The organism is Daejeonella sp., assembly GCF_044348475.1.
GTDB lineage: Bacteria > Bacteroidota > Bacteroidia > Sphingobacteriales > Sphingobacteriaceae > Daejeonella.
Genome location: NZ_JBIKSU010000006.1, coordinates 26,390 through 51,145, shown reverse-complemented (window position 1 = coordinate 51,145; position 24,756 = coordinate 26,390). Strand labels below are relative to the sequence as shown.

The window sequence follows — 24,756 nt, the reverse complement described above, 5'->3', positions numbered from 1 at the left end:
TTATTTTTGCTTCATAAATTTAAGAATATGACACACAATTTTGGTGCAGGCCCCTGCATTTTGCCTCAAGAAGTTTTCAAGCAAGCCTCACAGGCTGTTCTTGAATTTAATGGTACAGGTTTATCTATTCTTGAGATATCACACCGTACTCCTGAATTTGAAGCTGTAGTAGATGAAACAATTCTTTTGGTAAAGGAATTATTAAATGTTCCTGAAGGATATTCAGTAGTTTTATTACAGGGAGGAGCAAGTTTGCAATTTTCTATGGCTCCAATGAATTTATTAGCTGATGAACAAACAGCCGCTTATCTTAATACAGGAGTTTGGGCAACTAAAGCTTTAAAAGAAGCCAAAATATTTGGAAATGTAAATGTTGTTGCCTCGTCAAAAGATGATAATTTTTCATTCATTCCTAAAAATTTTGATATACCAGCTGATTCTGCATATTTTCATTACACCTCAAATAATACTATTTATGGAACTGAATTAATGACTGTTCCTTCAACTTCAGTTCCTGTTGTTTGTGATATGTCTTCAGATATATTCAGTAGGGTTATTGATATTTCCCAATTTGGTTTAATATATGCTGGTGCTCAAAAAAATATGGGTCCAGCTGGCTTAACTCTTGTTATTGTAAAAGATGAAATATTAGGTAAGATTGATCGAAAAATTCCGTCAATGCTAGATTATCGAGTTCAGATTGAAGGTGGATCAATGTATAATACACCTCCAGTATTTTCCATTTATGTTTCAATGTTAAATCTTCGTTGGTTAAAATCCAAAGGAGGTGTATCCGAAATTGAAAAAGAAAATATAGCTAAATCTGAAGCACTTTATAAAGAAATTGATCGTAACCCTTTGTTTAAAGGTACTTGTAGCATCGAAGACCGTTCCAGAATGAATATTTGTTTCATTATGGAGAATCCTGAATTGGAAAAGCCATTTTTAAAGTTTGCTGAGGATAGGGATATAATTGGAATCAAAGGGCATAGAAGTGTAGGTGGTTTCAGAGCATCTATGTATAATGCTTTACCAATAACTAGCGTACATGCCCTAATCGATGCAATGCAAGAATTTGCAGAAAAGTATCGTTAAAAATTGATTGATCTTATGCTGATGGGCAGTATAATTCATTTCTGTTGATTTAAAAATATTAATAATTATAGCATCAATAAATTCAATAATTTATGTTTCGTATACTCGCCAACGATGGTATTGATCCAATCGGCAAAGATTTACTAGAGAAAGCAGGTTTTCAGGTTGATACTAATCATATCCCTCAAGCAGAACTTACAGAAGGTTTAAAAAACTATGATGCCATTACAGTGCGTAGTGCAACTAAAGTTAGAAAAGAACTGATAGATGCATGTCCGAATATAAAATTGATCGGTCGTGGTGGTGTAGGTATGGACAATATTGATGTGGATTATGCCCGAGAAAATGGCTTGGCGGTTGTAAATACTCCAGCTGCATCCTCTCTTTCAGTTGCCGAATTAGTTTTTGCACATCTCTTTACCGGTATCCGCTTTTTGCAAGACTCTAACCGCAAAATGCCTGTTGAAGGCAATACCAAATTTAATGACCTAAAGAAAGCATATGCTAAAGGTATAGAGCTTCGTGGTAAGAAAATGGGTATAATAGGTTTCGGTCGTATTGGACGCGAAACAGCAAAAGTTGCCCTTGGCCTCGGAATGGATGTTCTTGCTTATGATCTTTTTCAAATTCCTTCTGAACTTGAACTGGTTCTAAGCGGTAATACTCGTGTTAATTGCCCTATAAACGCAGTTAGTTTAGATCAATTAATCAAAGAGTCTGACTTTATCAGTCTTCATGTTCCATTTTCAGAAAAACCTGTTCTTGGAAAAGATGAGTTTTCAATAATGAAAGATGGGGTTGGAGTAGTTAACTGTTCAAGAGGTGGAACAATTGATGAAGATGCTCTTTTAGAAGCCTTAAAGTCTGGCAAAGTAGGTTTTGCAGGTCTTGATGTTTTTGATAATGAGCCAACTCCACGTCAAGATCTGTTAGCTCATCCCAATGTTTCATTAACTCCGCATATTGGAGCCTCCACAAATGAAGCTCAAGAAAGAATAGGTACCGAGTTAGCCAATTTGATTATCGACTTTTTTAAAAACAGCAAGGCCTAACTCTGAATAATTAGGCAGCTTTGGTACTTGTATAATTAAAATAAATTAAATGCCAAAGATCAAACCTTTTAGAGGAATTCATCCTAGTCAGTTTAAGGCTGTTGAGGTTGTAACTAATCTAGAGAATTTAAGTATAGCTGATGCAAAGGTTATCCGACAAGGAAATCCATATTCATTTGTGAATATGCTGGTTCCTAAATTGGATAACCTTTTTTTAATGGGCTCAAAAAATGAACTTGCCTTTAAAAAAATTAACGAAAATTTCGAAGATTTCTTAGAAAAGGGCATATTTATCAGAGATTCCGAACCATCCATATATGTATATCAGGTAAAGCGCTCTGGGCTTACTCAAACTGGGATATGGACCATCACATCAATTGATGATTACCTAAATAATGTAGTTAAAAAACATGAACTAACCAGTACTGATCGCGAACAATCTTTGATTGATTACCTACAACAAACAGGTATCGATGCAAATCCAGTATTAATCACGTATACAGCTGTAGATCGTATTGATGAGATTATTCATCAAACTACCCTTAAACCGACTGAAATTAATTTTAAAAAAGAAGGTACCGAACATAGCTTATGGAAAATTGATGATGAGCCCACAATAAATAGTTTGATGAATGAGTTTTCAAAACTTTCATCTACCTACATAGCAGATGGGCATCATCGAGCTGCGGCAGCTTCTTTATTAGGAATACAGCGCCGTAAGATTAATTTAAAACATAAAGGTAACGAAGAATACAATTTCTTTACTTCTGTTTACATGAGCACTAATCAGCTCAGAATCTATGGATTTAACAGGTTAATAAAAGATTTGAACGGTTTAACTTCAGTTGAAGTTTTAAAATCTCTTAGAAAAAACTTTCAGATAATTGAATCAGCGCAAGCTGTAAATCCAGAAAAAATACATGATTTTGGCATGTATCTTAATGGCAAATGGTATCTTATAAAGGCTAAAGCTAAAATTTTTGAGCTCAACAATCCACTTGCTAAATTAGATGTTACTATTCTGCAAGATTATATATTATCTGCTATATTTAATATTTCTGATCCCCGTAATGATTCGAAAATCAGTTATAGAGGAGGAAAATTACCTCTTACTGAATTAGTGAGCGAAGTTAATTCTGGTAAATTTGCTGTTGCTTTTATTCTATATCCAACTGCAATTGAACAACTCTTTGAAGTTGCCGATGAGGGTGAAGTAATGCCACCCAAATCTACCTGGTTTGAACCTAAATTTGATGTAGGATTATTAATTCATCAAATAAACTAATATTAATCAAGTTGATAGCTGAGCCCTTTCTTGGCAATTTCAACTTGATAATTTTCTTCAATTAAAGAATTACCGAGGCTTTCCATTGAATTTAGTTCTCCATGAACTAGAAATACCTTTTTTAATTTTGTTGGATGCTGCTGCTTAACAAAATTCACCAGATCATTATGATCGCCATGTCCACTAAACAGATCCGTTTGCTTAATTGTTGCAAAAACCGACAACTCCCTATGTCTTAAATTAATAACAGGATCTCCACGAAGTAAGCGATGTCCTAAAGTTCCTTTTGCACAATATCCAATAAATAGAATGGTACAATAGTAATTTGAAATATTGTAATACAGATGATCTTGTATCCGCCCTCCTTCAAGCATTCCAGCAGACGAAATAATGATGCAAGGTTCATAATAGTTAGAAATAGCCTTACTTGCATTCATATCCTGAATATAATCAAGATTATCAAACTCAAACTCATCACCTGAACTCCTGTAAAAATCCTGAGCTTCCTGATTGACTAAATGATGGTGTTTTCTAAAGATATCAGTAGCATAGCTAGCCATAGGACTATCTACAAATACTTTAATTTTAGGCAGTAATCCTTGACTAAATATCTTATTAAGTGAATAAACTAATGCTTGGGTACGACCTACGCTGAATGCTGGAATGATCAATCTACCTGGAGATTTCACACAGGTCTCATTCACAGTTTCAGTTAATAATTCCTCAACGCTTTGTATTGATTTATGCATTCTGCCGCCATAAGTAGACTCACAAACAAGATAATCAACTTCAGGAAGTGGTTCAGGATCTTGTAAGACAGGATAATTTTTTCTGCCAATATCCCCACTAAATGCTATTTTTTTCTTTACACCATGCTCTTCAATAGTCAAAACCACAGCTGCAGCACCTAAAAGATGACCTACTGGAATAAATGTCAGGCTGATCTGTCCATTAATTCGAAATTCCTTATTAAAAGAAATTGCAACAAAACGATCAACGGTTTCCATTACATGCTTTTGAAGATATAAAGGTTTAGGCCCCGTTGAAAATCCTTTTTTCCCTTTACGAGTTTTTCTTTGTCTATTAAGAAAAATATTCACAGAATCAAGAAGAAGTAACTCTGTTAGGTCAGCAGTAGGAGCGGTACACAAAATCTGCCCTTCAAAACCTAAACGAACTAGGGTTGGTAAATTTCCGGAATGATCAATATGGGCATGTGTAAGAATTACCAGATCGATCTCAGCCGGTGAAAATGGAAATTGCTCATTCTCTTCAACCCATGTATCTTTCTCATAATCCAGGCCACAATCAATTAATATACTATAGTTCTCAGTTTCTAGTAAATGCATACTGCCAGTAACTTGTCTGGCAGCGCCCCAAATGGTTAACTTCATAGATTATTCTTTTAGGACAACTAATTATTTAAAAATAGATGTTCCTTATTCAGACTTAATTTCTTGGCTTTCAAGTTGTAACTGACTAAGATAACGGTATAAGCCTTCTTTGTTTTTCATTAAGTCTGAATGATTGCCACTTTCAACTACTTTACCTTGTTCCAAAACAATGATTTTATCAGCTTCACGAATGGTTGAAAGCCGGTGCGCAATAATAATTGATGTTCTGTTTTTCATGAGTTCTTCTAGTGCCTCTTGTACTAAACGCTCTGATTCTGAATCAAGCGACGAGGTTGCTTCATCTAAAATCAACAAAACAGGATCCTTTAAAAGAGCCCTTGCTATAGCAATTCGTTGTCGTTGTCCACCAGAAAGTTTAACCCCTCTTTCACCAACTAAAGTATCATAAGCTTCAGGAAAACCAGCAATAAAATCATGCGCATTGGCTCGTTTAGCAGCAATAACTATATCTTCTTCACTAGCATTTAATCGACCATAGGCTATATTTTCACGAATTGTACCTCCAAATAATAAAACATCCTGTGGAACAATAGCTACCTGATTCCTTATATCAGTTAATGAAAAATCAGTAGATGGCTTTCCGTCAAATAATAATTGTCCACCTTGTGTTTCATAAAACCGAAGTATTAAACTGGCAATAGTTGATTTTCCGGCACCACTGGGTCCAATTATGGCAACCTTTTCACCTTTTTTGGCTTCAAAGGAAACACCATTCAGAACAGTTATTTCCTTTCTAGAAGGATAAGCGAAAACTACATCTTTGAATTCTAGATTACCATGAATATGATTAACAATACTGTTCTTTTCAATATCCATAGAAATGGGTTCATTCTCTTCAGCAAGAATTTCTAAAACCCTTTCACTAGCTCCAACTGCTTTTTGCATAGTTGCATAAAGTTCAGGAAAGCTACCCATTGCTGCACCTACAAACGTAGAAAGTAGGATAAAAGTAAACATACTGGCTATGCTTATCTCGCCAGCCTGAACCAAATGAGAACCATACCAAACAACAGAAACAATGGTACCAAATAAACAAAAAACAATAAATGATGCAAACACACCACGAAACTTTGCACCTCGCATAGCGATCTTTACAACTTCCCGAATACTTTTATTATAACGACCAACTTCAAAAGCTTCATTCACAAATGCTTTTACATTAGAGATACCTTGTAGTGTTTCTTCAACAATCGTATTTGATACCGCAAGTTGATCCTGAGCCTGTCTACTTATTTTCCTGATGAAACGTCCAAAAACCACCGCTACAGCTACTAAAATAGGTAGAACTGCGAGCAACATTAATGTTAATTTTCCAGAAACTAATACTAGAAAAATAATTCCTCCTGTAAATATGATAACCTGCCTGATCATTTCGGCTAGGGTAGTGGTAATAGCATCTTGAATCTGAGAAAGATCTGCAGATAGCCTGCTATTTAATTCTCCAACTCTTCGTTGAGAGAAAAAATTCATCGGAAGAGTGATTAATTTATGATAAGTATCTCTTCTGATATCTGCAAGACCTTTTTCTGCAACTTCTACAAACCAATTAATTCTATAAAAAGAAAAAATTGCCTGAATAAATAAAACCCCAAGCAAAGTAAGAGCAACCGTATTTAGGTCAGTTGGAAAAATATCAAGGATTTCATTAGGTACCATTTTTCCACCTTGCGAAGCCTGAGCTCCAGTTCCAATCAAGCGGCCCATAAGCAATGGAAACAAAAAGGAACTAGCACTTGAAAAAATAAGACATGCAAGACCAAGAAAAAACTTGGTACGATAAGGTTTTAAGTACAGCAACAATCTCATTACTTGCTTTAAACTTTCCTTATTTATTTTTGCTTTAGGAAGTTCTTCCGCTTGAGCATTACCACTATTTAATCTTGAACGTGCCATTTATATTTTGAGAAATTTATTGCTAAACTATTATTCTGAGCAAAGAGTTAAGCTACTGTTACAAGGAAAATTTAATTAATTGATACTAATAATTTATGCTCATGCTAATTTAAATGATCTGTGCGTAAGCTCCATGCAAGTGCTCTTTCAGAGAACAATGGTTTTACCTTTGACCAAGTAACTTTAAAAAGATTGGAATCTCTGTAAGAATTGAGTTGATCTTCACTTTGCCAATAACTAATAGTGAAAAAAGTACACTCGTTATTTACATCTTTCATAAGTTCTAAGCGAATACAACCATCAAATGCACTGATTAGTTTTTGATTGTCATAAAATATCTCTTTGAAACAATCAATATTCTGATGCATAAATGTCATTTTAACGATTCTAGTAATCATGATTTAAACTCAATTCTTACAATATCACCTAAATGAAGTCCAAGTAATCCACTGGCATTACCTTTATTAATAGCTATTTCAAGATGATTACTTATTCCAAATAGACAAAGTTTTTCGCCCTCAGGTACTTCATTATAGTGCCAGCTTAAAAGAGAAATAGACTCATTTCTCTTAAAAAAGAGAGTGAAATCACGGTTCTTTTGAACAGTTGTAAATATTTCTTTGGTGATGTTGGTGATAATGTTCTGAAATGAATCAATATAAATAACACTTCCTCTAATGATATCACGTTCAATTACTGGCTGAATGGTCATTTTTTCTTCAATTCCAGAAACTGATAATCCAATATCAGTCAGTTTTCCGCCTTTTGCTAGGTGAGTTACTGCTTTTGGAAATATATCTGATAATGGAAAGTGTAGATATTTCAAATCCTGCATAATATTTAGCTCCACGATCTCAGTAGGTTTCTCGTCAAAAAGAAGTGAAAAAATACCATTATCTGAGCCCACAAAATAATGACCTCTGTAACTTAAACCTAAGTACCGTGTCTTTTCATTGAATACAGAATCAATTCCAATTAAATGTACTGTGCCCTTAGGGAAATAATAAAACGCGTTCTTTAAGATAAATGCTGCCTGAGGAATATTAAATGCAGAAACATCATGACTAATATCCACAATATTGGCATTAGGTAGCTGGCTCAAGATACTTCCTTTCAGAGCAGCCTGATAAAAATCTTTATGTCCAAGATCAGTCGTTAAAGTTATTATTGACATTTAAAATGTGAATATTTATTGTTATTCTTGTTATAAATATTGTTGTTGCAAATATTCAATTTTAATCTCAAATAAATAGCTCTCCACTAAAAATAAGCACAACTTGAACGAACTTATTATAACGATCGAAAATGTAAACCCGGTAGTACTATGGGGTTCAAATAATGAATATTTTGAGATAATAAAACGAAATTTTCCTAAAATTAAAGTTGTAGCCCGAGGCAATAATGTAAAAATACTGGGGGATGAGGCAGAAATCAATTTTTTTAAACTCAAATTCGATGAATTAATCAAACATATTGAAAAATTCCAATCACTCAATAACAATGATTTAGAACAAATTTTAGGTACAACTATTCCTGAAAATACTAACCTAGAAAGTCAATCTTCAAATACTGGCGGTACTGAACCTATAGTTTTCGGACCTAATGGCCTTGTAATAAAGGCAAGAACTTCCAATCAACGAAAAATGGTGGATAGTATCATTAAAAATGATATAATTTTTGCCATTGGTCCTGCTGGTACAGGTAAAACGTATACCGCTGTGGCTTTAGCAGTTAGAGCGTTGAAAAACAAGGAGATAAAACGAATTATATTAACTAGACCTGCAGTTGAAGCTGGCGAAAATTTGGGTTTTTTACCTGGTGATTTAAAAGAAAAAATAGATCCATATCTCAGGCCTTTATACGATGCCTTGGATGATATGATACCTGCAGATAAACTAAAAATTTTTCTTGAAAATAGAACAATTGAGATTGCTCCCTTAGCATTTATGAGAGGCAGAACTCTTGATAATTGTTTTGTAATTCTTGATGAAGCCCAAAATGCAACTGATCTTCAATTAAAAATGTTTTTAACCAGAATGGGGCCTACTGCAAAATTCATTGTTACTGGTGATGTTACACAGATTGATTTACCAAGAAAACAACAATCAGGCTTAAATACCGCTCTAAAGATACTTGGAGAAATTAAGGGTATTGATATCATTTATTTAAATGGAGATGATGTAGTTAGGCATAAACTGGTTAAGAACATCCTAAGAGCATATGGTGATATTCAGTAATTAATTTCACTTGTAACTATTTTTTACTGAATTTTATAGTCAAACTCCAAAAAGCAATTTAAATGACTGCAATTAAAGAAACACACTTCAATTTACCAGGGCAAAGTAACTTTTATAAAGGCAAAGTTCGTGATGTATACACGATAGGAAATACGTTCCTTGTTATGGTAGTAACGGATAGAATATCTGCATTTGATGTAGTTTTACCTGAACCCATCCCATATAAAGGGCAAGTTTTAAATCAAATAGCCGCCAAATTTCTTCAGGCAACACTTGATATTGTTCCTAATTGGGTAATTGATATTCCTGATCCCAATGTTACTATTGGGAAGATATGTGAGCCGTTTAAGGTTGAAATGGTTATTAGAGGATACCTTGCAGGGCATGCATGGCGTGAATATCAAGCCGGAAAGCGTTCAGTATGCGGAGTAGCTTTACCTGAAGGTTTAAAAGAAAATGATAAATTACCTGAACCCATCATAACACCAACTACAAAAGCATCTGTTGGCCACGATGAAGATATCTCTCGAGAAGAAATCATCAGTAGGAATATTGTTGCTGAAAAAGATTATCTCTTACTAGAAAAGTACACCAAAGCCTTATATCAACGCGGTACTGAAATGGTTGCTGATCTGGGATTAATACTGGTAGACACCAAATATGAGTTTGGAATGGCTGATGGACGTATTCATCTTATTGATGAAATTCATACACCTGATTCTTCACGTTATTTCTATAAAGATGGATATGAAGAACGTCAAAATAATAATGAACAACAAAGACAGCTATCAAAAGAATTTGTGCGTAAATGGCTAATTGATAATGGATTTCAAGGTAAAGAAGATCAAATAATTCCAGAGATGACTCCAGAATTTGTAAATTCCATTTCCGAAAGATATATTGAATTATATGAACATATAACAGGTGATAAGTTCATGAAAAATAATCATTCAGATGCAGTAAAGAGGGTAGAACACCATATTAATGAAGCTTTGGTTAGGCTTGTCTAATTTGTTTATTTAATTAAGATTTGTTTAATTATATTAGATATCATGAAATTTACAGTAGATAAACACGAGAAATATGTCTTGATTAAACTAAATGAAAGTAAGTTAAATAGCTTAATTTCACCACAGTTAAAATCTGAACTCATCCTTTTTAATTCAGAGGGACAAAGAAATATTATACTTGATCTTTCTAATGTAAACTATTCCGATTCATCAGGATTAAGTAGCTTACTTGTTGGGCATCGGATTTGTAAAAAAGCCGAAGGAACATTTATTGTGACAAGAATCAATGAAAATATTGCAAGATTAATCGCTATTTCTCAGTTGGATAACATTCTCAACATGGTAGGAACCGTAGATGAAGCTATTGATCTTATTTTCATGGAAGAAATAGAAAAAGAATTAAGAAGAGAATTGGAATAAATTTATACTTATAAACTGCACATGAAATTTGAGGTTACTATTTTAGGTAGCAGTTCTTCAACCCCTATATTCAACAGAAATCCATCCGCTCAGCTTCTAAACGTGAATGAGAAGTATATGCTCATTGATTGTGGTGAAGCTACTCAAAATCAATTGTTACATTTTGGCCTTAAGGCGAATAGGATAGACCAGATATTTATCAGTCATTTGCATGGCGATCATTATCTAGGGCTCGTAGGTCTTCTTTCATCCTTACATTTAACAGGTCGTACAAAACCGATAGATATTTTCGGTCCTGCCGATTTATTAGAAATTATAGATCTTCAATTCAAACTTTCTCAAACAGTTCTTAAGTATCCAATAAATTTTCAGGCCACCAATTCTGAGAAACATGAAATGATTTTTGAAAGTTGGGATGTACATGTTGAAACATTTCCTCTTGATCACAGAATTCCATGCACAGGCTTTAAGTTTACTGAAAAACAACGATTAAGAAAAATTAACAAGGATAAGATCGTTGAATTATCTATACCTACTGAGATGTTGCCTCTTATTAAAAAGGGACAGAGTTATACTGATAAAAATGGGATAGTTTACTCTGCCGAAGAATTAACAACAGAAGCGGATAAGCCAAAAATATATGTTTATTGCTCAGATACTGTATGCAGCTGGAAATATATTGACCATATTTCTAATGCTGATTTACTTTACCATGAGGCAACCTTCATGAATGATATGATTAATAGGGCAGAAGAAACTTTTCATACCACGGCATTACAAGCAGGTCAGATCGCATTAAAAGCTAAAGCAAAGAAATTGTTAATCGGACACTTTTCTGCTCGATACAGAGACCTGGAACCTCTTCTAGAAGAATCAAGAAGCATATTTCCTGAAACATCTTTGGCTATTGAAGGGAAAACTTTTTTTATCTAATGATTTCAACTATTTCTAGCATAATTCAAGTTCAAATTTCTTGAAAAACTTTAAGATCAATTAAATCCAAGCTCATTATTTATTTTTTCCTCCAAAAACAGAGAAATTAACATATCGTTTAGGATTAACTTTAAGATCGATCATTAATTTATCAAGGTTTTCAGCAGCATTATTCAAATTGTTGTACATTTTTTCATCATTTATTAGTTGACTTAAAGTACCGTTTCCAGAATTAACCTTGTTTAAAATGGCCTGAAGATCAGCCACTGCTTTATTTGCTTCTGTAATAGTTTGAGCAAAATTAGCTTTTGCCACATCATCCGAAACCTTTTCAAAATTATTAATGATGTTATTGATCTTACTATTATTATTCTTAAAATTAGATGAAATTGACTCAAGATTGGTCATTATATCAGCTATTTTAGAACTTTGAATAGTTACAACTCCATCAACTGTTTTAGTCGTTTTTTCAAGAGTTTCAAGGGTCCTGGCTATGCTTGCAAAACTTCGATCAAAGTTTCTTTGAAACTCGGGGCTGAGTGTATTATTTACTGAAGTAAGTACAGAATCCAATCGAGCAATTATTTGTTCTGCTTTTTTCTGTACGGGCTCAACTTGATCCAATAAATCTAATTGTCTATTTGCGTTCAACGTATCCCCATCTTCAGCAAAATCGCTACCGCTTCCTAATTCAAAAACTATAGCTTTTCCACCTAACAAATCTGTACTTTCTAAACGTGCAATTGTATTCTTTGGAATTGCGTACTCTGGATCTATTTTAAATTGAGCTAAAATTTGTCCACTAGGTAATAAGGTAAGTTTAGATACTCGACCTATTTGATAACCATTTACCATTACAGGTTTTGAAATAGCTAAACCATCAACCCGGTCATATTTAGCATAAAATTCATTCTCATTTGAAAATACATCATTACCCTTTAAAAAACTATACCCAATTATCAGGATTGCAATGGCTACAGCGGCTAATACACCAACTTTGGTTTCATTTGTAATTTTCATCACTATTATTAAATTTTATTGTTTTGATCTAAGATTATATTGTTTAATTCAGTATTTAAAAATAGAAATACTGAATTTTATTCCATCTCAGCCTGTTTTTTATAAGTCTGTATTGCTTTTAACAAATTTGCAACAATCTCGTTTTGACCTAGTTCAGAGTTCATGTATTCTTCTTCCTCCGGATTAGATACAAATCCAATTTCAGTTAATACAGCAGGCATACCTGCTTTAGCCAAAACTGCTAAACTTTGCTCCTTCACACCGCGGTCAATTCTGCCACTCTGAATATATTCTTCTTGTATAAAGGATGCCAGTTTAATACTCTGCTCTCTAAATGCATTTTTCATTAAAGAAAGAAGTATGATACTTTCAGGATCTTTTGGATCATACCCTTCATAATTGTCCTTGTAATCTTTTTCTAAAAGAATGGATTCATTTTCACGCATCACTACATCCTGTTCATCCAATCTGCCAAAACCTGACACAAAGGTCTCTGTTCCACGAGTAGATGTGCTTTGAACAGTTTTATAAATTGGAATTTTTCGACCTCTACTATCCTTACGGTATCCGTTTACAATTTTCTTAAAAGGCATCGAATTGCAGTGAATAGAAATAAAAATATCTGCTTTTGCTCGATTAGCGATTCCAATTCGCTCATACAATGGAATAAAAACATCAGTTGTTCTGGTATAAACAACTTTTACATCTTTCAAATTTTCTTCAATTGCTTTTCCTAAACGTAAAGCAACCTGAAGAGCTATGTCCTTTTCTCGTGAAAATACCCCCTTTGTTGCGCCGTCTGTTCCTCCATGACCGGCATCTACCACAATTGTTTTTATCTTATACGGTGTATTATCAAGATTATTTGCATGGGTAAATACAGATATAAAAAGTAAGAAAGTTAGTAATACGTATTTGTATCTGTTCAATGGTATATTTTTCATTAATTTTGAGGACATATTATTATCTATTATTACAAAAATAGTATTCATCAGCGAATTTGAAATTTATTAGATCCATTTTTATTGTTATTTCTTTAGTTACTTTGATAACTATCGCCATAGATGGTTCTGTGCATGCTCAACAACCTGTTTTAAGACCTAATAACGCAGTAAGAACATCATCATTGTTAGCAGATACTATAAAACTAGATACTGTAACAAAAAAAACAACTGCATCAGGTACTTTTACATCAAAAGTAACGTACTCGGCCGAGGATTCAATAAAAGCAGATATTACTAACAATATAGTGTTTTTGTATGGAAAGGCTCGTGTTAAGTATGAAGATTTTGAATTAGAAGCAGATTATATCAGGCTTGACCAAAAGAATAATAGCTTATTTGCCAGTGGAATTATAAATCCAAAAACAAAACTTTATACAGGTAAACCTTTGGTTACACAAGGAGCTGAACCTCCACTCTCTACAGATTCTCTTTTCTTTAATTATAAAACTAAAAAGGGTAAATCATATGGTGTCTTTACCGATGTAGAAGGTGGTTTCCTGCAAGCAGCACAATTTAAGAAGAATCAATATGATGAAGGTTTCTTTAAAAGAGGTATTTATAGTACCTGTAATTTACCACATCCGCATTTTGGAATTCATATAACTAGGGGTATTGCCACTGATAAACAGATTATCACCGGACCTGCCTTTCTGGTAATTGAAGATATACCCTTACCCTTAGGTTTGCCTTTTGGGTTTTTCCCTAAGCCCAACCGCCGATCTGGCGGATTACTCTTTCCAACTTTTGGCGAAGATACACGAGGTTTCTTTATGCGGGATCTTGGATATTACCTCGGTTTGAATGATTATTGGGATCTTTCAACCCGTGGAACTTTATATTCAAAAGGATCTTATGAAATAGGTACAGCAGCACGATACCGAAAGAATTATAAATATGATGGAGGCTTGAATTTCAGGTTTGCATCAACAAAGAATGGGGTAGAAGGTACTCCAACTTATAAAACACCAAATAAGGATTTCAACCTTACCTGGACTCATTCACAAAGTCCTTTGGCTAATCCTGGAACTACCTTTAGCGCTTCAGTGAATGCCGGAACCGGTTCATATTTTTCTAATACAGGAGCTGCAGGATCTTATAATCCAACAGAAATGGCTAGAAATACGCTTTCATCTAGTATCAGTTATGGAAAGGTATTTGCTAATGGTCTGTTTAATTTTTCATCGAGTCTTTCACATAGTCAGGATATTGAACAACAAACCGTGTTCCTCGATTTGCCTCGTTTTAGTTTAAACATGACCACAATTAACCCTTTTGATTCAAAAGATCGTGCTGGGGAACAAAAATGGTATCAGAGACTTAGTTTAGGTTATAGTATGCAAGGAAGTAATTCTATAAATACCAAAGAATATGACCTTTTTAAAAAAGAATCGCTAAAAGATTTCAGAAATGGAATTCAGCATGATATTCCAATTAGTCTTTCACTTAACCTTTTAAAATATTTTCAATTCAATTCTGGAATGCAATACAGTGAAAAATGGTATCTACAAACTATTCGCAAACGATTAGATCCTGTAGCTTCAGGTTTTAAACAAGTTACAGACACAGTACAGGGTTTTAGTAGGGTATACGATTATAGTTTAAATACCGGTCTTTCCACCAAATTGTATGGTAAATTCAGTTTTAAGAAAGGAAATTTAATGGCATTGAGACACATTATGACCCCTTCTGTCAATTTTAATTATCGTCCTGATTTTGGAACAAGCAGTTTTGGCTATTTTCAAAATATTCAGGGCGATACTTCTAAAATTAATGCCCGTTATTCCATTTATGAAAATGCAGTTTTTGGTTCACCATCTGCAGGCAGAGTAGCTGGAATTGGTTTTAGTATGGATAATAATATCGAGGCTAAAGTTCGATCAGATGCTGATTCTACAAAAAATTCAATAAATATTCCTATTCTTCAAAGTCTTTCCTTTTCAGGTAATTACAATTTCGCAGCAGAGAATTTTAAACTTTCAACTATTGGGTTTTCAGGACGCACGGCATTTTTCAAGGAAAAAATTGGAATAAACTTCTTTGGAACATTAGATCCTTATAAATTAGATGACCTTGGTAACCGTATCGATAAATATACCATTGAATCAGGAAAACTTGCCAGGTTAACTAATATTGGCTTTTCTACTGATTTTAGTTTTAATTCAAAGGCAGCTAAGAGTAGGAATGAGAATCTAACTGAGATTGATAAGGCTAAACAAAATTTAACACAGCAGCAGCAAGAAGAATTAAATGCAATTAGTCGTGACCCAAACGCTTTTGTTGACTTTAATGTGCCATGGAACGTAAGTGCAGCCTATAGTTTTAACTATTCAAAGAGCGGTCTTCAATCTAATATTTCAAATACATTGAATATTTTTGGAGATTTTAATGTAACACCTAAATGGAAGGTTCAATATACTTCAGGATATGATTTTCAGGCTAATAGACTTAGCTTGACCCAATTTTCCATTTACCGCGACCTTCATTGCTGGGACCTTTCATTCAGATGGTCGCCAGTAGGAACCTATAAATTTTACAGTGTTGATTTAAGAGTTAAGGCCTCGATACTACAAGACCTTAAACTTAGCAAACGCCGTGATGCATACAATAACTTCTAATATGATAGCTGAAATTATAACTATTGGTGATGAAATACTAATCGGTCAAATCGTAGATACGAACTCTGCCTGGATGGCTCAAAAACTAAATCTTGCTGGTATCAGAGTTAAACAAATAACGTCAGTATCTGATGATCGTCAGCATATTCTGGATACTTTATACCAAGCTTCTGAACGGGCCGACTTGATATTAATTACCGGTGGTTTAGGTCCTACAAAAGATGACATCACCAAAAAGACCTTAGCAGATTACTTTCAAACAGGATTTAGAATTGATCGTGATGCTTTGAAAAATGTAGAACGAATTTTTGCCCGGTATCATGTTCCGGTATCTGATATTAACAAAAAACAGGCTGAAGTTCTTGAAAATTGTACTACGCTACTGAATTTAAACGGAACAGCTCCAGGAATGTGGATTGAAAATAATAATAAGATTTATATTTCAATGCCCGGAGTTCCTTTTGAGATGATGTATATGATGGAAGAGTTGGTGATTCCAAAAATAAAGGAAACATTTAAGCTTCCTAATATTTTCCATTATACTATTCTAACAGCAGGTATTGGTGAATCTATTCTTGCAGAAAAGATATCAGCTGTAGAAGATTCATTACCTGAGCATATTAAATTAGCCTATCTACCTAAATTAGGTATGGTTAGATTACGTTTAAGTGGAAGCGGTTCGGATGCTGAAAAATTAAAGTTAGAAATACGTTCATTTTCAACAAAAATTAGTGACTTGATCGGTGAATATATTGTCGTAGAAAGTGATATAGCTCTTGAAAAAGTAATTCTTGATTTGATGGAACATAAAGGATTAAAGTTAGCTACAGCAGAAAGTTGTACAGGTGGCTATATTTCTCATCTTATCACACAACAATCTGGAAGTAGTAAGGTATTTGTTGGAGGAGCTGTTTGTTATTCTAATGAATTGAAAATGGATATGCTTGGTGTTTCTGAACAAACACTTAGTGATTTTGGAGCTGTAAGTGAACAAACTGTAATAGAAATGGCTAATGGTGCCAAACGTGAATATAGATCTGATTATGCAATATCAGTGAGTGGAATAGCCGGACCTGATGGAGGTAGTGTAGAAAAACCAGTAGGGACAGTCTGGATTGCAGTATCCGGAAAAACAAAAACAATTAGCAAAAAATTCAGTTTTGGAAATAAAAGGATCCAAAATATTGAAAGATCTGCTATCAGTGCCCTGACTCTACTTTTTAAATTACTAAAAGAGGAGCAGGCTTAAGTTTAATTTTTAATTTTGCGCTGAGTTTACCAATTCTTAAAATAATCGACAATGGCTTTATATGAATTAGTACTTCCAAAAATGGGTGAAAGTGTTGCTGAGGCTACCATTATAAAATGGGTAAAGCAAGCTGGCGATCTGATCGAGATTGATGAATCTGTTTTGGAAATAGCTACAGATAAGGTTGATTCAGAAGTACCCTCGCCAGTAGCAGGAAAGCTTATCAAACTTCTTTATAAAGAAGAAGATGTAGTTCAAGTTGGTGCTGTTATTGCAGTAATTGAAACTCAAATTGATACTGAGGCACAAGTTGAAATTTCTATACAAGAACCTGATCAAATAATGGTTGAGGAAATTATTCCAGTTGAAATATCAATAGAAAACATCAATATTCATGAAGTAAAAGATGAAATTAACCTAGAAAAAACTAAACCCATCGAATTTAATACTACTGATCGTTTTTATTCGCCATTGGTAAAAAGTATGGCTGCTGAAGAGGGTATATCGCTTTCAGAATTAAATTCCATTAATGGAACTGGCTCTGAAGGTCGCGTAACAAAACAGGATATCTTAAGTTATATCAACATAAATAAAACACAAGATGATTATATACTTCCGGTTCAAAAAAGTATATCAGAGCCAGTAGAACCTATACTATCCAAACTTTCAACCTCCGTTTCTGGAGCAGATGAAATCATAGAGATGGATCGCATGCGTAAAATGATTGCAGATCACATGCTGATGAGCATTCAAACATCTGCACATGTTTCATCATTTGTTGAAGCTGATGTGACCAATATGGTAAAATGGAGGGAACGTGTTAAGAGTGGATTTGAAAAGAGAGAAGGTGAAAAAATTACTTTCACCCCAATTTTTATTGAAGCAGTTGCAAAAGCCATCAAAGATTATCCAATGATCAATATTTCAGTTAATGGAACTCAGATTATAAAAAAACAGGATATTAATATTGGTATGGCAGCAGCTCTTCCAAGTGGAAACTTGATTGTGCCAGTAATTAAGAATGCAGATCAATTGAATCTACTTGGATTAACAAAAACAGTAAATGATCTTGCCAGTCGATCTCGTCAGTCAAAATTGAAACCTGATGAAACTCAGGGCGGAACATTCACTCTGACCAATATTGGAACTTTTGGTAATGTTATGGGAACTCCAATTATCAATCAACCGCAAGTAGCTATACTAGCTATAGGAGCTATAAAAAAGAAACCAGCAGTAATTGAAACTGAATATGGTGATGTTATTGCCATCAGGCATATGATGTTCCTATCTCTTTCTTATGACCATCGCGTAGTTGACGGTTCTTTAGGTGGGTTATTCGTTCGCAAAGTTGCTGATTACCTTGAAGCTTGGGATATTAATAGAGAAATATAATTCAACACTTTCCTTATAACTAATTTATAAATGAAAAGGATATATGTATTAATGCTGGTTTTATTTTTGGTGCCGGTGTTTAACAACATGGTATTAGCCCAAACCAATCCTCCTTTTTTCAATGATATAAAGGCTTTTAAGAAGATGGATCAAAGTAATCCTCCAGAAAAGGGTGCAATTTTATTCGTTGGCAGTTCTTCATTTACCATGTGGAAAGACCTGCAAAATTACTTCCCTGAATATGCTATTATTAATCGTGGATTTGGTGGTTCAAGTTTGCCAGATGTAATCTATTATGCTTCAGATATAATCTATCCTTATAAACCCTCTCAAGTTGTTATTTATTGTGGAGAAAATGATTTTGCAGCGTCATCAAATACCAATGCAGATACTGTCCTAAATCGTTTCAGTAAACTTTTCGGTATGATCAGAAAAGAAATACCAACTGCTCATATTTTATTTATCTCCATAAAACCAAGTCCGAGTCGCGCTAAGTATATGCCTGAAATGGTAAGAGCAAATGAATTAATAAAAAGATATCTTAAAAGAAGGCCAAGAACCGGTTTTGTGGATGTTTACAATAAAATGCTATTGGATGATGGTAGCCCAATGCCTGAAATTTTTTTAAGTGATAAACTTCACATGAATAAAAATGGCTACCTAATATGGCAAAAAGCGATCTATCCATATTTAAGAAAGAAAGGATAATTACCACAAGATTTAAAATAATTTGGTAATTACCCTTTTTAAGTTTTTAATTGGAATAAATTTAGTCAAACCTTATAACCTAAGCTCTTTGAGTTCTTAAAATTTTTCGGTCAGTGCACCAGCTTGGGCTAAAAAAGCACCATCATTTAATATATTTTGTTTCTTTAAAATCAATTCACTGATCTTAATTCCTCCAAGAATATAGTTTAAATCTATACTTTTATGCTGTTCAGCTATAAATTCAAAGTGAATAGTGTTAATTAGATCTTCATTATTGTACCGGATGTATACAGGAATAACATGATCATTTTGAAGCTTCAATTTTGAATCATGATTAAATTTCTTGTATTCATAACGATAATCATAACGTAATGCTGCCACATCCGAAAGCACAGCAGAACCAGTAGGATGGCCTCCGGCACCTTTTCCATAAAATAATTGTTGATCTGCAAAAGCTGCCTTCACAGACACTGCATTGTATTCATTCTCAACATTATAAAGAAAATCACTTTTCGGGACAAGTTTAGGAATAACATACATGGCTAGCTCCTTATCATTCAGTTTTTTAGCTGTAGGAACGAGCTTTATTTTCAGTTGATGTTCTTGTGCAAACTTTAGATCTGCAGTTGAAAAATTCTGAATACCGATATTTAAAACGTCTGCAGGATTTACAAAAACACCATATGCATGCGCTGCGGCAATAATCAGTTTATACTTGGGGTCATAGCCTCCTACATCTAGAATTGGATCCTTTTCTGCAAATCCCAAATCCTGAGCTTGCTTTAAGGCTTCTGCATATTCTAAACCTTCATTTGCGATCTTGGACAGAATAAAATTTGATGAACCATTAAATATTCCACTAATAGAGTGCAGCAGTTCGTTATCATAATATTCTTCCAGATTTCTGATAATTGGAATACTACCGCAAACCGATCCTTCGTACAATAAGGAAGAACCATACTTCTGTTGTAATTCAACTAATTCATCTAAATGTTCAGCGATCATTTTTTTATTAGCAGAAACTACATTCTTGCCACTTTTTAGAGCCCTGGTAACAATTTCATAAGCTGCATCAGCATCATTAATGAGTTCTATAATGGTATTTATCTGTGGGTCATTTAATATGACATTGCCATCAGTTGTAAATAATGTTTCAGGTAGGCTACGTACTTTGTCAGGATTCTTTATGGCAATCTTTCTGATCTCTATGTTAAGATCTTTAGTGCTAATAATATCATGTAAACCTTGGCCCACAACACCAAAGCCAAATAAACCGATGGTTAATCTCTTACTCATTCTATGCTATTTTATGCAGACTGATCACTGTATTATCAGAATCTGCGCTTTTTATAAAATTTCCAATCTCTTGTGTTAATATCTCTGTATCGATCAAAAAACCGTCATGACCATAAAAGGATTTAAGTTCTTTAAAATGGGCTTTAGGTATATTTTTAGCTAAAAATTGTTGTTCTTCTATTGGAAAAAGAACGTCATTAGTAATTCCGATCACCAAAGTTTTAGCCTGAATTTGTTTTAAAGCATCTTCAACTGATGGTCTTTTTCTACCCACATGATGGCTGTCCATTGCTTTAGTCAGAAACCAATAACTGTATGCATTGAAGCGATTTACCAGTTTCTCACCCTGATAATTCTGGTAAGAAGCAGCCTTAAAGTTATTTACCTTATCGTTATTTACCTCTAGCTGCGTTGCAGCATAGGTTTCATAGGTTCTGTAAGACAACAATGCAATACTTCTGGCAACCTTTAATCCTTTACTACCTCCAGACGGTGTCTGAGCATAAAATGTACGGTCAGCAGTGATTGCAAGTCGCTGACTTTCATTAAATGCTATTCCCCAGGCTGAATGCTGTGCATTTGTAGCTATAAGAACCATTTTTTTAATTCTTTTAGGCTCCAAAATAGCCCATTCCATAGCCTGCTGTCCTCCTAATGATCCACCAATCACTAATCCAATTTGAGTCAAACCTAAATGATCTGCTAGTATTTGATGTGATTTTGCAAGATCGCGAACAGTAAATTCAGGAAAGGAAAGAAAATAGGGTAGGCCTGTAGCTTTATTTACACTTAAAGGATTGGTAGTTCCATAATTAGAACCTAATATATTGGCACAAACAATAAAATGTTCTTTAGGATTAAACAGGCAATTATCTCCAAAAAGACCTTTCCACCAATCGAATACATCCGAATTTGCTGTAAGGGCATGACAAACCCATACAACATTATCTTTTTTTGAGTTTAAGGTACCATAAGTGTGATAAGTTATCTCAAAATCTGCAATCTTTTTACCATTCTCCAGGCAAAAAGGCTTTTTATGCTTATATATAGTTACAGTATTCATGGTATATATAAATCCTTCTGGAATAGATATTCCAGAAGGATAAATCGATAAATTAATTATTTTACAGAAGCAAATGCTTGTTCAAGATCTGCCTTAATATCATCAATATGCTCTATACCAACCGATACTCTTAAAGATGATGGATTAACACCTGCTGCAATTTGTTCTGCATCACTTAATTGCTGATGAGTAGTAGCACTTGGCTGAATAATTAATGTTTTAGTATCGCCAACGTTTGCCAAGTGACTGATAAGTTTCAAATTATCAACAAACTTAATTGCTGCCTCTTTCCCGCCTTTAATTTCAAAAGATAGTACAGCTCCAAAGCCATTTTTCAAATATTTCTTGGCCAAAGCATGATTAGGACTACTGCTTAATCCTGGATACACAACCTTATCAACCTGAGGATGACTTTCAAGCCACTTTGCAAGTTCTAAAGCATTATCCACATGACGCTGAACTCGAAGCGATAAGGTTTCTATTCCTTGTAACAAAAGGAATGAATTGAATGGCGACTGAGAAGGTCCAAAATCACGTAATCCTTCAACGCGTGCACGAATGATGAACTGAATATTTCCAAAAGGACCACCAATTCCAAAGACACTATTGAAAACCAATCCATGATAACCTTCAGATGGCTCGGTAAATTGAGAAAACTTACCATTCCCCCAATTATAATTTCCACCATCAACAATCACACCACCAATACTAGTTCCATGTCCACCAATCCACTTTGTAGCAGATTGAACTACAACATTTGCACCATGTTCTAAAGGACGGAACAGATAACCTGCCGCACCAAAGGTATTATCAACAATCAGAGGCAAGTCATGCTTTTTGGCAACTTCTGAGATTTTCTCAAAATCTGGAATACTAAAGCTTGGGTTACCAATTGTTTCAACATATATGGCTTTCGTTTTTTCATTGATCAATGACTCTATACTTTGCGAATCGTCACCTTTTGCAAAACGAGCCTCAATACCAAGGCGCTTAAATGCTACTTTGAATTGATTGTATGAACCTCCATACAAATAAGATGAAGTCACAAAATTATCACCAGCCTGCAAAATATTATTTAAAGCAATAAATTGAGCAGCCTGTCCTGATGAAACCGCCAAAGCAGCAACACCTCCTTCAAGAGCAGCTATACGTTTTTCAAATACATCTGTTGTTGGATTCATTAAACGTGTGTAAATATTACCGAACTCTTTCAGAGCAAAAAGGTTAGCTCCATGCTCAGAACTTTTAAATACGTACGAGGTGGTTTGATAAATAGGTACGGCTCTAGAACCTGTTGTAGGATCTACTTCTTGTCCGGCATGTAATTGTAATGTTTCAAATTTTAAGTTTTGTGTTGACATAATAATACGTTGTTAGATATTTTTAGTAATAATGTTTAAAAGAATAGAAATTGAGAGCAAGTCATCAGGGCATTGTTTAAAATGGATTCAAGAATTATCTTGAATTAACATTTTAACAACAATAACAACAAGGCATACACATACAATTGAATGTAGATGATGACCAAGAAAGATTTTGGGATTTGATTTTTATTTCCGCTTGCGGAAATACAGAAACTGCAGATTTTTGTTTTTTCATTTCAATATGTATTTATAGTTTCCCTTTTGGGACAGGAATTGGCACCTTCCCCGAAACCGATCGGGGGGTTGTCAGTGGGTCATAGAGCCTGATCTCTCGCCACTTCTGTATAAATCAATAAAGCAATTTTATTGAAGACAGATTGGTATTGCTACCAAATATTATTTCAAATATATAGGGACATTAGCAATGAAACCAAATTAAATTTTTATTGAAAATGTAATCTACTGATTTACAGCTAATTAAATTTTATTTATTTTAATAATGCCTGATTTAAATCATCAATAAGATCCTCCGAATTCTCTAAACCAACAGAAACCCGAATTAAATTTTGAGGTGTTTTAGTATCTGGTCCTTCAACAGAGGCTCTATGCTCAATTAAACTTTCAACGCCACCTAAACTTGTTGCCTGAATAAATACTTTAACAGAGTTAACCACTTTACGGGCTTCATCAGATCCACCCTTTACCAGAAAAGATAACATCGCACCAAATGCCTTCATTTGTTTTTTTGCAATCTCATGACCAGGGTGATTCATTAATCCAGGATAGTATACCTTTTCAACCAGCTCATGTGATTCAAGAAAATTTGCCAAAATAACAGCATTCTCATTATGAGCTTTCATTCTATAAGGCAAGGTTTTAATTCCTCTAACAGTCATATAGCAATCAAATGGAGCAGGAACAGCGCCTGAAAGAACCTGTACACTTTTAATCTTTTTCCAGAAATCATTGTTTTCTTTCGTGGCTAAAGCACCACCGATCACGTCGCTATGACCACCAAGATATTTAGTCGTAGAATGCATTACTAAATCACACCCTAATTCCAGAGGTCGTTGAATCATTGGAGTACTAAAGGTATTATCGCAAACCACCATAATACCCTGATGTTTTGCAAGGCCAGTAATCGCTTCAATATCACAAATCTTTAACAAAGGGTTTGAAGGTGTTTCAATCCAGATTAACTTGGTTTTAGGTTTAATTGCATTTTTTATTGCTGTTAAATTTGATAGATCAACAAAATCTACATCAATAATTCCAGAAAATACCTGCAATAGTTGATTACGAAGTCCGTGATACATATCATCAGGAGCAATTATATGCACATCAGGTCCTAAAGCCTGAAATACAGCACAACCTGCAGCGTTTCCAGATGAAAAAGCTGCAGCTTCATCAGCGCCTTCTAATTTTGCAATTACATTTTCCAGAGATTTTCTATTGGGATTATCAGCTCTTGAGTAAACAAATCCTCCGGGATATCCACCATCCTCACCACGTTCAAAAGTAGTTGACAAAGTAATAGGCTGGATTGCAGCTTTGTTATGCTCATCTTTTGTATTACCAGCGTGTATAGCGATAGTCTCAATCTTCATAATCAATCAATTTTAAAAGAATTTTCTCTTTGATGGTACCAAGTTAAATAAAGAATAAAAAAGGTATGCTCATTTTATCAATATATTACAAATGAATG

The 24,756-nt window shown here is 34.2% G+C and carries 21 protein-coding genes and 1 riboswitch; of the genes, 11 read left to right on the top strand and 10 right to left on the bottom strand.

Features of this window, described 5'->3' with window-relative positions; all coding sequences use genetic code 11:
- Nucleotides 1–27: 27 nt before the first annotated feature.
- The 3 genes from serC (at nt 28) to ACIQZ6_RS03250 (ending at nt 3,432) form a co-directional block, all read left to right on the top strand.
- Entirely contained in the window at nt 28–1,095 is a 1,068-nt protein-coding gene (gene serC, locus ACIQZ6_RS03260) for a 3-phosphoserine/phosphohydroxythreonine transaminase (protein ID WP_395808162.1), read from the top strand.
- Between the two features lie 92 nt (nt 1,096–1,187).
- Nucleotides 1,188–2,147 carry a D-2-hydroxyacid dehydrogenase gene (locus tag ACIQZ6_RS03255; protein ID WP_395808160.1) on the top strand — a complete coding sequence of 320 codons (960 nt, stop codon included), beginning with the start codon at nt 1,188–1,190 and terminating at the stop codon, nt 2,145–2,147.
- Between the two features lie 49 nt (nt 2,148–2,196).
- A complete protein-coding gene (locus tag ACIQZ6_RS03250) occupies nt 2,197–3,432 on the top strand; it encodes a DUF1015 domain-containing protein (protein WP_395808158.1) in 1,236 nt (411 codons plus the stop codon).
- A 2-nt stretch (nt 3,433–3,434) separates the two neighbouring features.
- Here the strand turns inward: ACIQZ6_RS03250 and ACIQZ6_RS03245 are convergent, their stop codons facing one another.
- The 4 genes from ACIQZ6_RS03245 to ACIQZ6_RS03230 all read right to left on the bottom strand — a co-directional run bounded on the left by ACIQZ6_RS03245 (nt 3,435) and on the right by ACIQZ6_RS03230 (nt 7,914).
- Nucleotides 3,435–4,826, bottom strand: coding sequence for an MBL fold metallo-hydrolase (locus ACIQZ6_RS03245; RefSeq protein WP_395808156.1), 1,392 nt, complete (start codon nt 4,824–4,826; stop codon nt 3,435–3,437).
- Between the two features lie 45 nt (nt 4,827–4,871).
- Nucleotides 4,872–6,740, bottom strand: coding sequence for an ABC transporter ATP-binding protein (locus ACIQZ6_RS03240; RefSeq protein WP_395808154.1), 1,869 nt, complete (start codon nt 6,738–6,740; stop codon nt 4,872–4,874).
- Nucleotides 6,741–6,844: 104 nt separating this feature from the next.
- On the bottom strand, nt 6,845–7,138 hold the full coding sequence (locus ACIQZ6_RS03235) for a putative quinol monooxygenase (protein ID WP_395808152.1): 294 nt from the start codon (nt 7,136–7,138) through the stop codon (nt 6,845–6,847).
- Complete coding sequence (locus ACIQZ6_RS03230) at nt 7,135–7,914, bottom strand: S-adenosyl-l-methionine hydroxide adenosyltransferase family protein (RefSeq protein WP_395808150.1); 780 nt, start codon at nt 7,912–7,914, stop codon at nt 7,135–7,137. The genes ACIQZ6_RS03235 and ACIQZ6_RS03230 overlap by 4 nt, the downstream gene beginning before the upstream one ends.
- 103 nt (nt 7,915–8,017) lie before the next feature.
- Between ACIQZ6_RS03230 and ACIQZ6_RS03225 the strand changes: the two genes are divergently transcribed.
- The 4 genes from ACIQZ6_RS03225 (at nt 8,018) to ACIQZ6_RS03210 (ending at nt 11,340) form a co-directional block, all read left to right on the top strand.
- On the top strand, nt 8,018–8,977 hold the full coding sequence (locus ACIQZ6_RS03225; protein WP_395808148.1) for a PhoH family protein: 960 nt from the start codon (nt 8,018–8,020) through the stop codon (nt 8,975–8,977).
- Nucleotides 8,978–9,039: 62 nt separating this feature from the next.
- On the top strand, nt 9,040–9,987 hold the full coding sequence (locus ACIQZ6_RS03220; protein WP_395808147.1) for a phosphoribosylaminoimidazolesuccinocarboxamide synthase: 948 nt from the start codon (nt 9,040–9,042) through the stop codon (nt 9,985–9,987).
- Nucleotides 9,988–10,029: 42 nt separating this feature from the next.
- The gene (locus tag ACIQZ6_RS03215) at nt 10,030–10,407 is read left to right on the top strand and encodes an STAS domain-containing protein (RefSeq protein WP_395808145.1); all 378 of its coding nucleotides are present in this window, start codon (nt 10,030–10,032) and stop codon (nt 10,405–10,407) included.
- 21 nt (nt 10,408–10,428) lie between these two features.
- Nucleotides 10,429–11,340 carry a ribonuclease Z gene (locus ACIQZ6_RS03210; protein WP_395808143.1) on the top strand — a complete coding sequence of 304 codons (912 nt, stop codon included), beginning with the start codon at nt 10,429–10,431 and terminating at the stop codon, nt 11,338–11,340.
- A gap of 75 nt (nt 11,341–11,415) precedes the next feature.
- Here ACIQZ6_RS03210 and ACIQZ6_RS03205 read toward each other — a convergent pair whose 3' ends face one another.
- Nucleotides 11,416–12,360 (bottom strand): MlaD family protein, encoded by a 945-nt coding sequence (locus tag ACIQZ6_RS03205; protein ID WP_395808141.1) that lies wholly within the window; start codon nt 12,358–12,360, stop codon nt 11,416–11,418.
- Between the two features lie 77 nt (nt 12,361–12,437).
- A complete protein-coding gene (locus tag ACIQZ6_RS03200; protein ID WP_395808139.1) occupies nt 12,438–13,304 on the bottom strand; it encodes an N-acetylmuramoyl-L-alanine amidase in 867 nt (288 codons plus the stop codon).
- A 56-nt stretch (nt 13,305–13,360) separates the two neighbouring features.
- Here ACIQZ6_RS03200 and ACIQZ6_RS03195 point away from each other — a divergent pair, with 56 nt between their 5' ends.
- Genes ACIQZ6_RS03195 through ACIQZ6_RS03180 form a run of 4 tightly spaced genes read left to right on the top strand, consistent with a single transcriptional unit; the run spans nt 13,361 to nt 19,328 of the window.
- Nucleotides 13,361–15,979, top strand: a complete 2,619-nt coding sequence (locus ACIQZ6_RS03195) for a putative LPS assembly protein LptD (protein ID WP_395808137.1) — start codon at nt 13,361–13,363, stop codon at nt 15,977–15,979.
- A gap of 1 nt (nt 15,980) precedes the next feature.
- Complete coding sequence (locus ACIQZ6_RS03190; protein ID WP_395808135.1) at nt 15,981–17,228, top strand: competence/damage-inducible protein A; 1,248 nt, start codon at nt 15,981–15,983, stop codon at nt 17,226–17,228.
- Nucleotides 17,229–17,279: 51 nt separating this feature from the next.
- On the top strand, nt 17,280–18,620 hold the full coding sequence (locus ACIQZ6_RS03185; RefSeq protein ID WP_395808133.1) for a dihydrolipoamide acetyltransferase family protein: 1,341 nt from the start codon (nt 17,280–17,282) through the stop codon (nt 18,618–18,620).
- 30 nt (nt 18,621–18,650) lie between these two features.
- Nucleotides 18,651–19,328 carry a GDSL-type esterase/lipase family protein gene (locus ACIQZ6_RS03180; RefSeq protein WP_395808131.1) on the top strand — a complete coding sequence of 226 codons (678 nt, stop codon included), beginning with the start codon at nt 18,651–18,653 and terminating at the stop codon, nt 19,326–19,328.
- Nucleotides 19,329–19,424: 96 nt separating this feature from the next.
- Here ACIQZ6_RS03180 and ACIQZ6_RS03175 read toward each other — a convergent pair whose 3' ends face one another.
- From ACIQZ6_RS03175 to ACIQZ6_RS03160, 4 genes are all read right to left on the bottom strand, one after another.
- Nucleotides 19,425–20,624 carry a homoserine dehydrogenase gene (locus tag ACIQZ6_RS03175; RefSeq protein WP_395808129.1) on the bottom strand — a complete coding sequence of 400 codons (1,200 nt, stop codon included), beginning with the start codon at nt 20,622–20,624 and terminating at the stop codon, nt 19,425–19,427.
- A 1-nt stretch (nt 20,625) separates the two neighbouring features.
- Nucleotides 20,626–21,687 (bottom strand): homoserine O-acetyltransferase, encoded by a 1,062-nt coding sequence (gene metX, locus ACIQZ6_RS03170; protein WP_395808127.1) that lies wholly within the window; start codon nt 21,685–21,687, stop codon nt 20,626–20,628.
- Between the two features lie 56 nt (nt 21,688–21,743).
- Nucleotides 21,744–23,048, bottom strand: a complete 1,305-nt coding sequence (locus ACIQZ6_RS03165; protein ID WP_395808125.1) for an O-acetylhomoserine aminocarboxypropyltransferase/cysteine synthase family protein — start codon at nt 23,046–23,048, stop codon at nt 21,744–21,746.
- Nucleotides 23,049–23,295: 247 nt separating this feature from the next.
- Nucleotides 23,296–23,402: riboswitch (SAM riboswitch) on the bottom strand.
- A gap of 137 nt (nt 23,403–23,539) precedes the next feature.
- Nucleotides 23,540–24,658 carry a trans-sulfuration enzyme family protein gene (locus tag ACIQZ6_RS03160; protein WP_395808123.1) on the bottom strand — a complete coding sequence of 373 codons (1,119 nt, stop codon included), beginning with the start codon at nt 24,656–24,658 and terminating at the stop codon, nt 23,540–23,542.
- Nucleotides 24,659–24,756 lie beyond the last annotated feature (98 nt).

What these genes read in the sequence shown, in the direction of transcription:
- serC (WP_395808162.1), top strand. Translation starts at nt 28, where the DNA reads ATGACACACAATTTTGGTGCAGGCCCCTGCATTTTGCCTCAAGAAGTT.
- ACIQZ6_RS03255 (WP_395808160.1), top strand. Translation starts at nt 1,188, where the DNA reads ATGTTTCGTATACTCGCCAACGATGGTATTGATCCAATCGGCAAAGAT.
- ACIQZ6_RS03250 (WP_395808158.1), top strand. Translation starts at nt 2,197, where the DNA reads ATGCCAAAGATCAAACCTTTTAGAGGAATTCATCCTAGTCAGTTTAAG.
- ACIQZ6_RS03245 (WP_395808156.1), bottom strand. Translation starts at nt 4,826, where the DNA reads ATGAAGTTAACCATTTGGGGCGCTGCCAGACAAGTTACTGGCAGTATG.
- ACIQZ6_RS03240 (WP_395808154.1), bottom strand. Translation starts at nt 6,740, where the DNA reads ATGGCACGTTCAAGATTAAATAGTGGTAATGCTCAAGCGGAAGAACTT.
- ACIQZ6_RS03235 (WP_395808152.1), bottom strand. Translation starts at nt 7,138, where the DNA reads ATGATTACTAGAATCGTTAAAATGACATTTATGCATCAGAATATTGAT.
- ACIQZ6_RS03230 (WP_395808150.1), bottom strand. Translation starts at nt 7,914, where the DNA reads ATGTCAATAATAACTTTAACGACTGATCTTGGACATAAAGATTTTTAT.
- ACIQZ6_RS03220 (WP_395808147.1), top strand. Translation starts at nt 9,040, where the DNA reads ATGACTGCAATTAAAGAAACACACTTCAATTTACCAGGGCAAAGTAAC.
- ACIQZ6_RS03215 (WP_395808145.1), top strand. Translation starts at nt 10,030, where the DNA reads ATGAAATTTACAGTAGATAAACACGAGAAATATGTCTTGATTAAACTA.
- ACIQZ6_RS03210 (WP_395808143.1), top strand. Translation starts at nt 10,429, where the DNA reads ATGAAATTTGAGGTTACTATTTTAGGTAGCAGTTCTTCAACCCCTATA.
- ACIQZ6_RS03205 (WP_395808141.1), bottom strand. Translation starts at nt 12,360, where the DNA reads ATGAAAATTACAAATGAAACCAAAGTTGGTGTATTAGCCGCTGTAGCC.
- ACIQZ6_RS03200 (WP_395808139.1), bottom strand. Translation starts at nt 13,304, where the DNA reads ATGAAAAATATACCATTGAACAGATACAAATACGTATTACTAACTTTC.
- ACIQZ6_RS03190 (WP_395808135.1), top strand. Translation starts at nt 15,981, where the DNA reads ATGATAGCTGAAATTATAACTATTGGTGATGAAATACTAATCGGTCAA.
- ACIQZ6_RS03185 (WP_395808133.1), top strand. Translation starts at nt 17,280, where the DNA reads ATGGCTTTATATGAATTAGTACTTCCAAAAATGGGTGAAAGTGTTGCT.
- ACIQZ6_RS03180 (WP_395808131.1), top strand. Translation starts at nt 18,651, where the DNA reads ATGAAAAGGATATATGTATTAATGCTGGTTTTATTTTTGGTGCCGGTG.
- ACIQZ6_RS03175 (WP_395808129.1), bottom strand. Translation starts at nt 20,624, where the DNA reads ATGAGTAAGAGATTAACCATCGGTTTATTTGGCTTTGGTGTTGTGGGC.
- metX (WP_395808127.1), bottom strand. Translation starts at nt 21,687, where the DNA reads ATGAATACTGTAACTATATATAAGCATAAAAAGCCTTTTTGCCTGGAG.
- ACIQZ6_RS03165 (WP_395808125.1), bottom strand. Translation starts at nt 23,048, where the DNA reads ATGTCAACACAAAACTTAAAATTTGAAACATTACAATTACATGCCGGA.
- ACIQZ6_RS03160 (WP_395808123.1), bottom strand. Translation starts at nt 24,658, where the DNA reads ATGAAGATTGAGACTATCGCTATACACGCTGGTAATACAAAAGATGAG.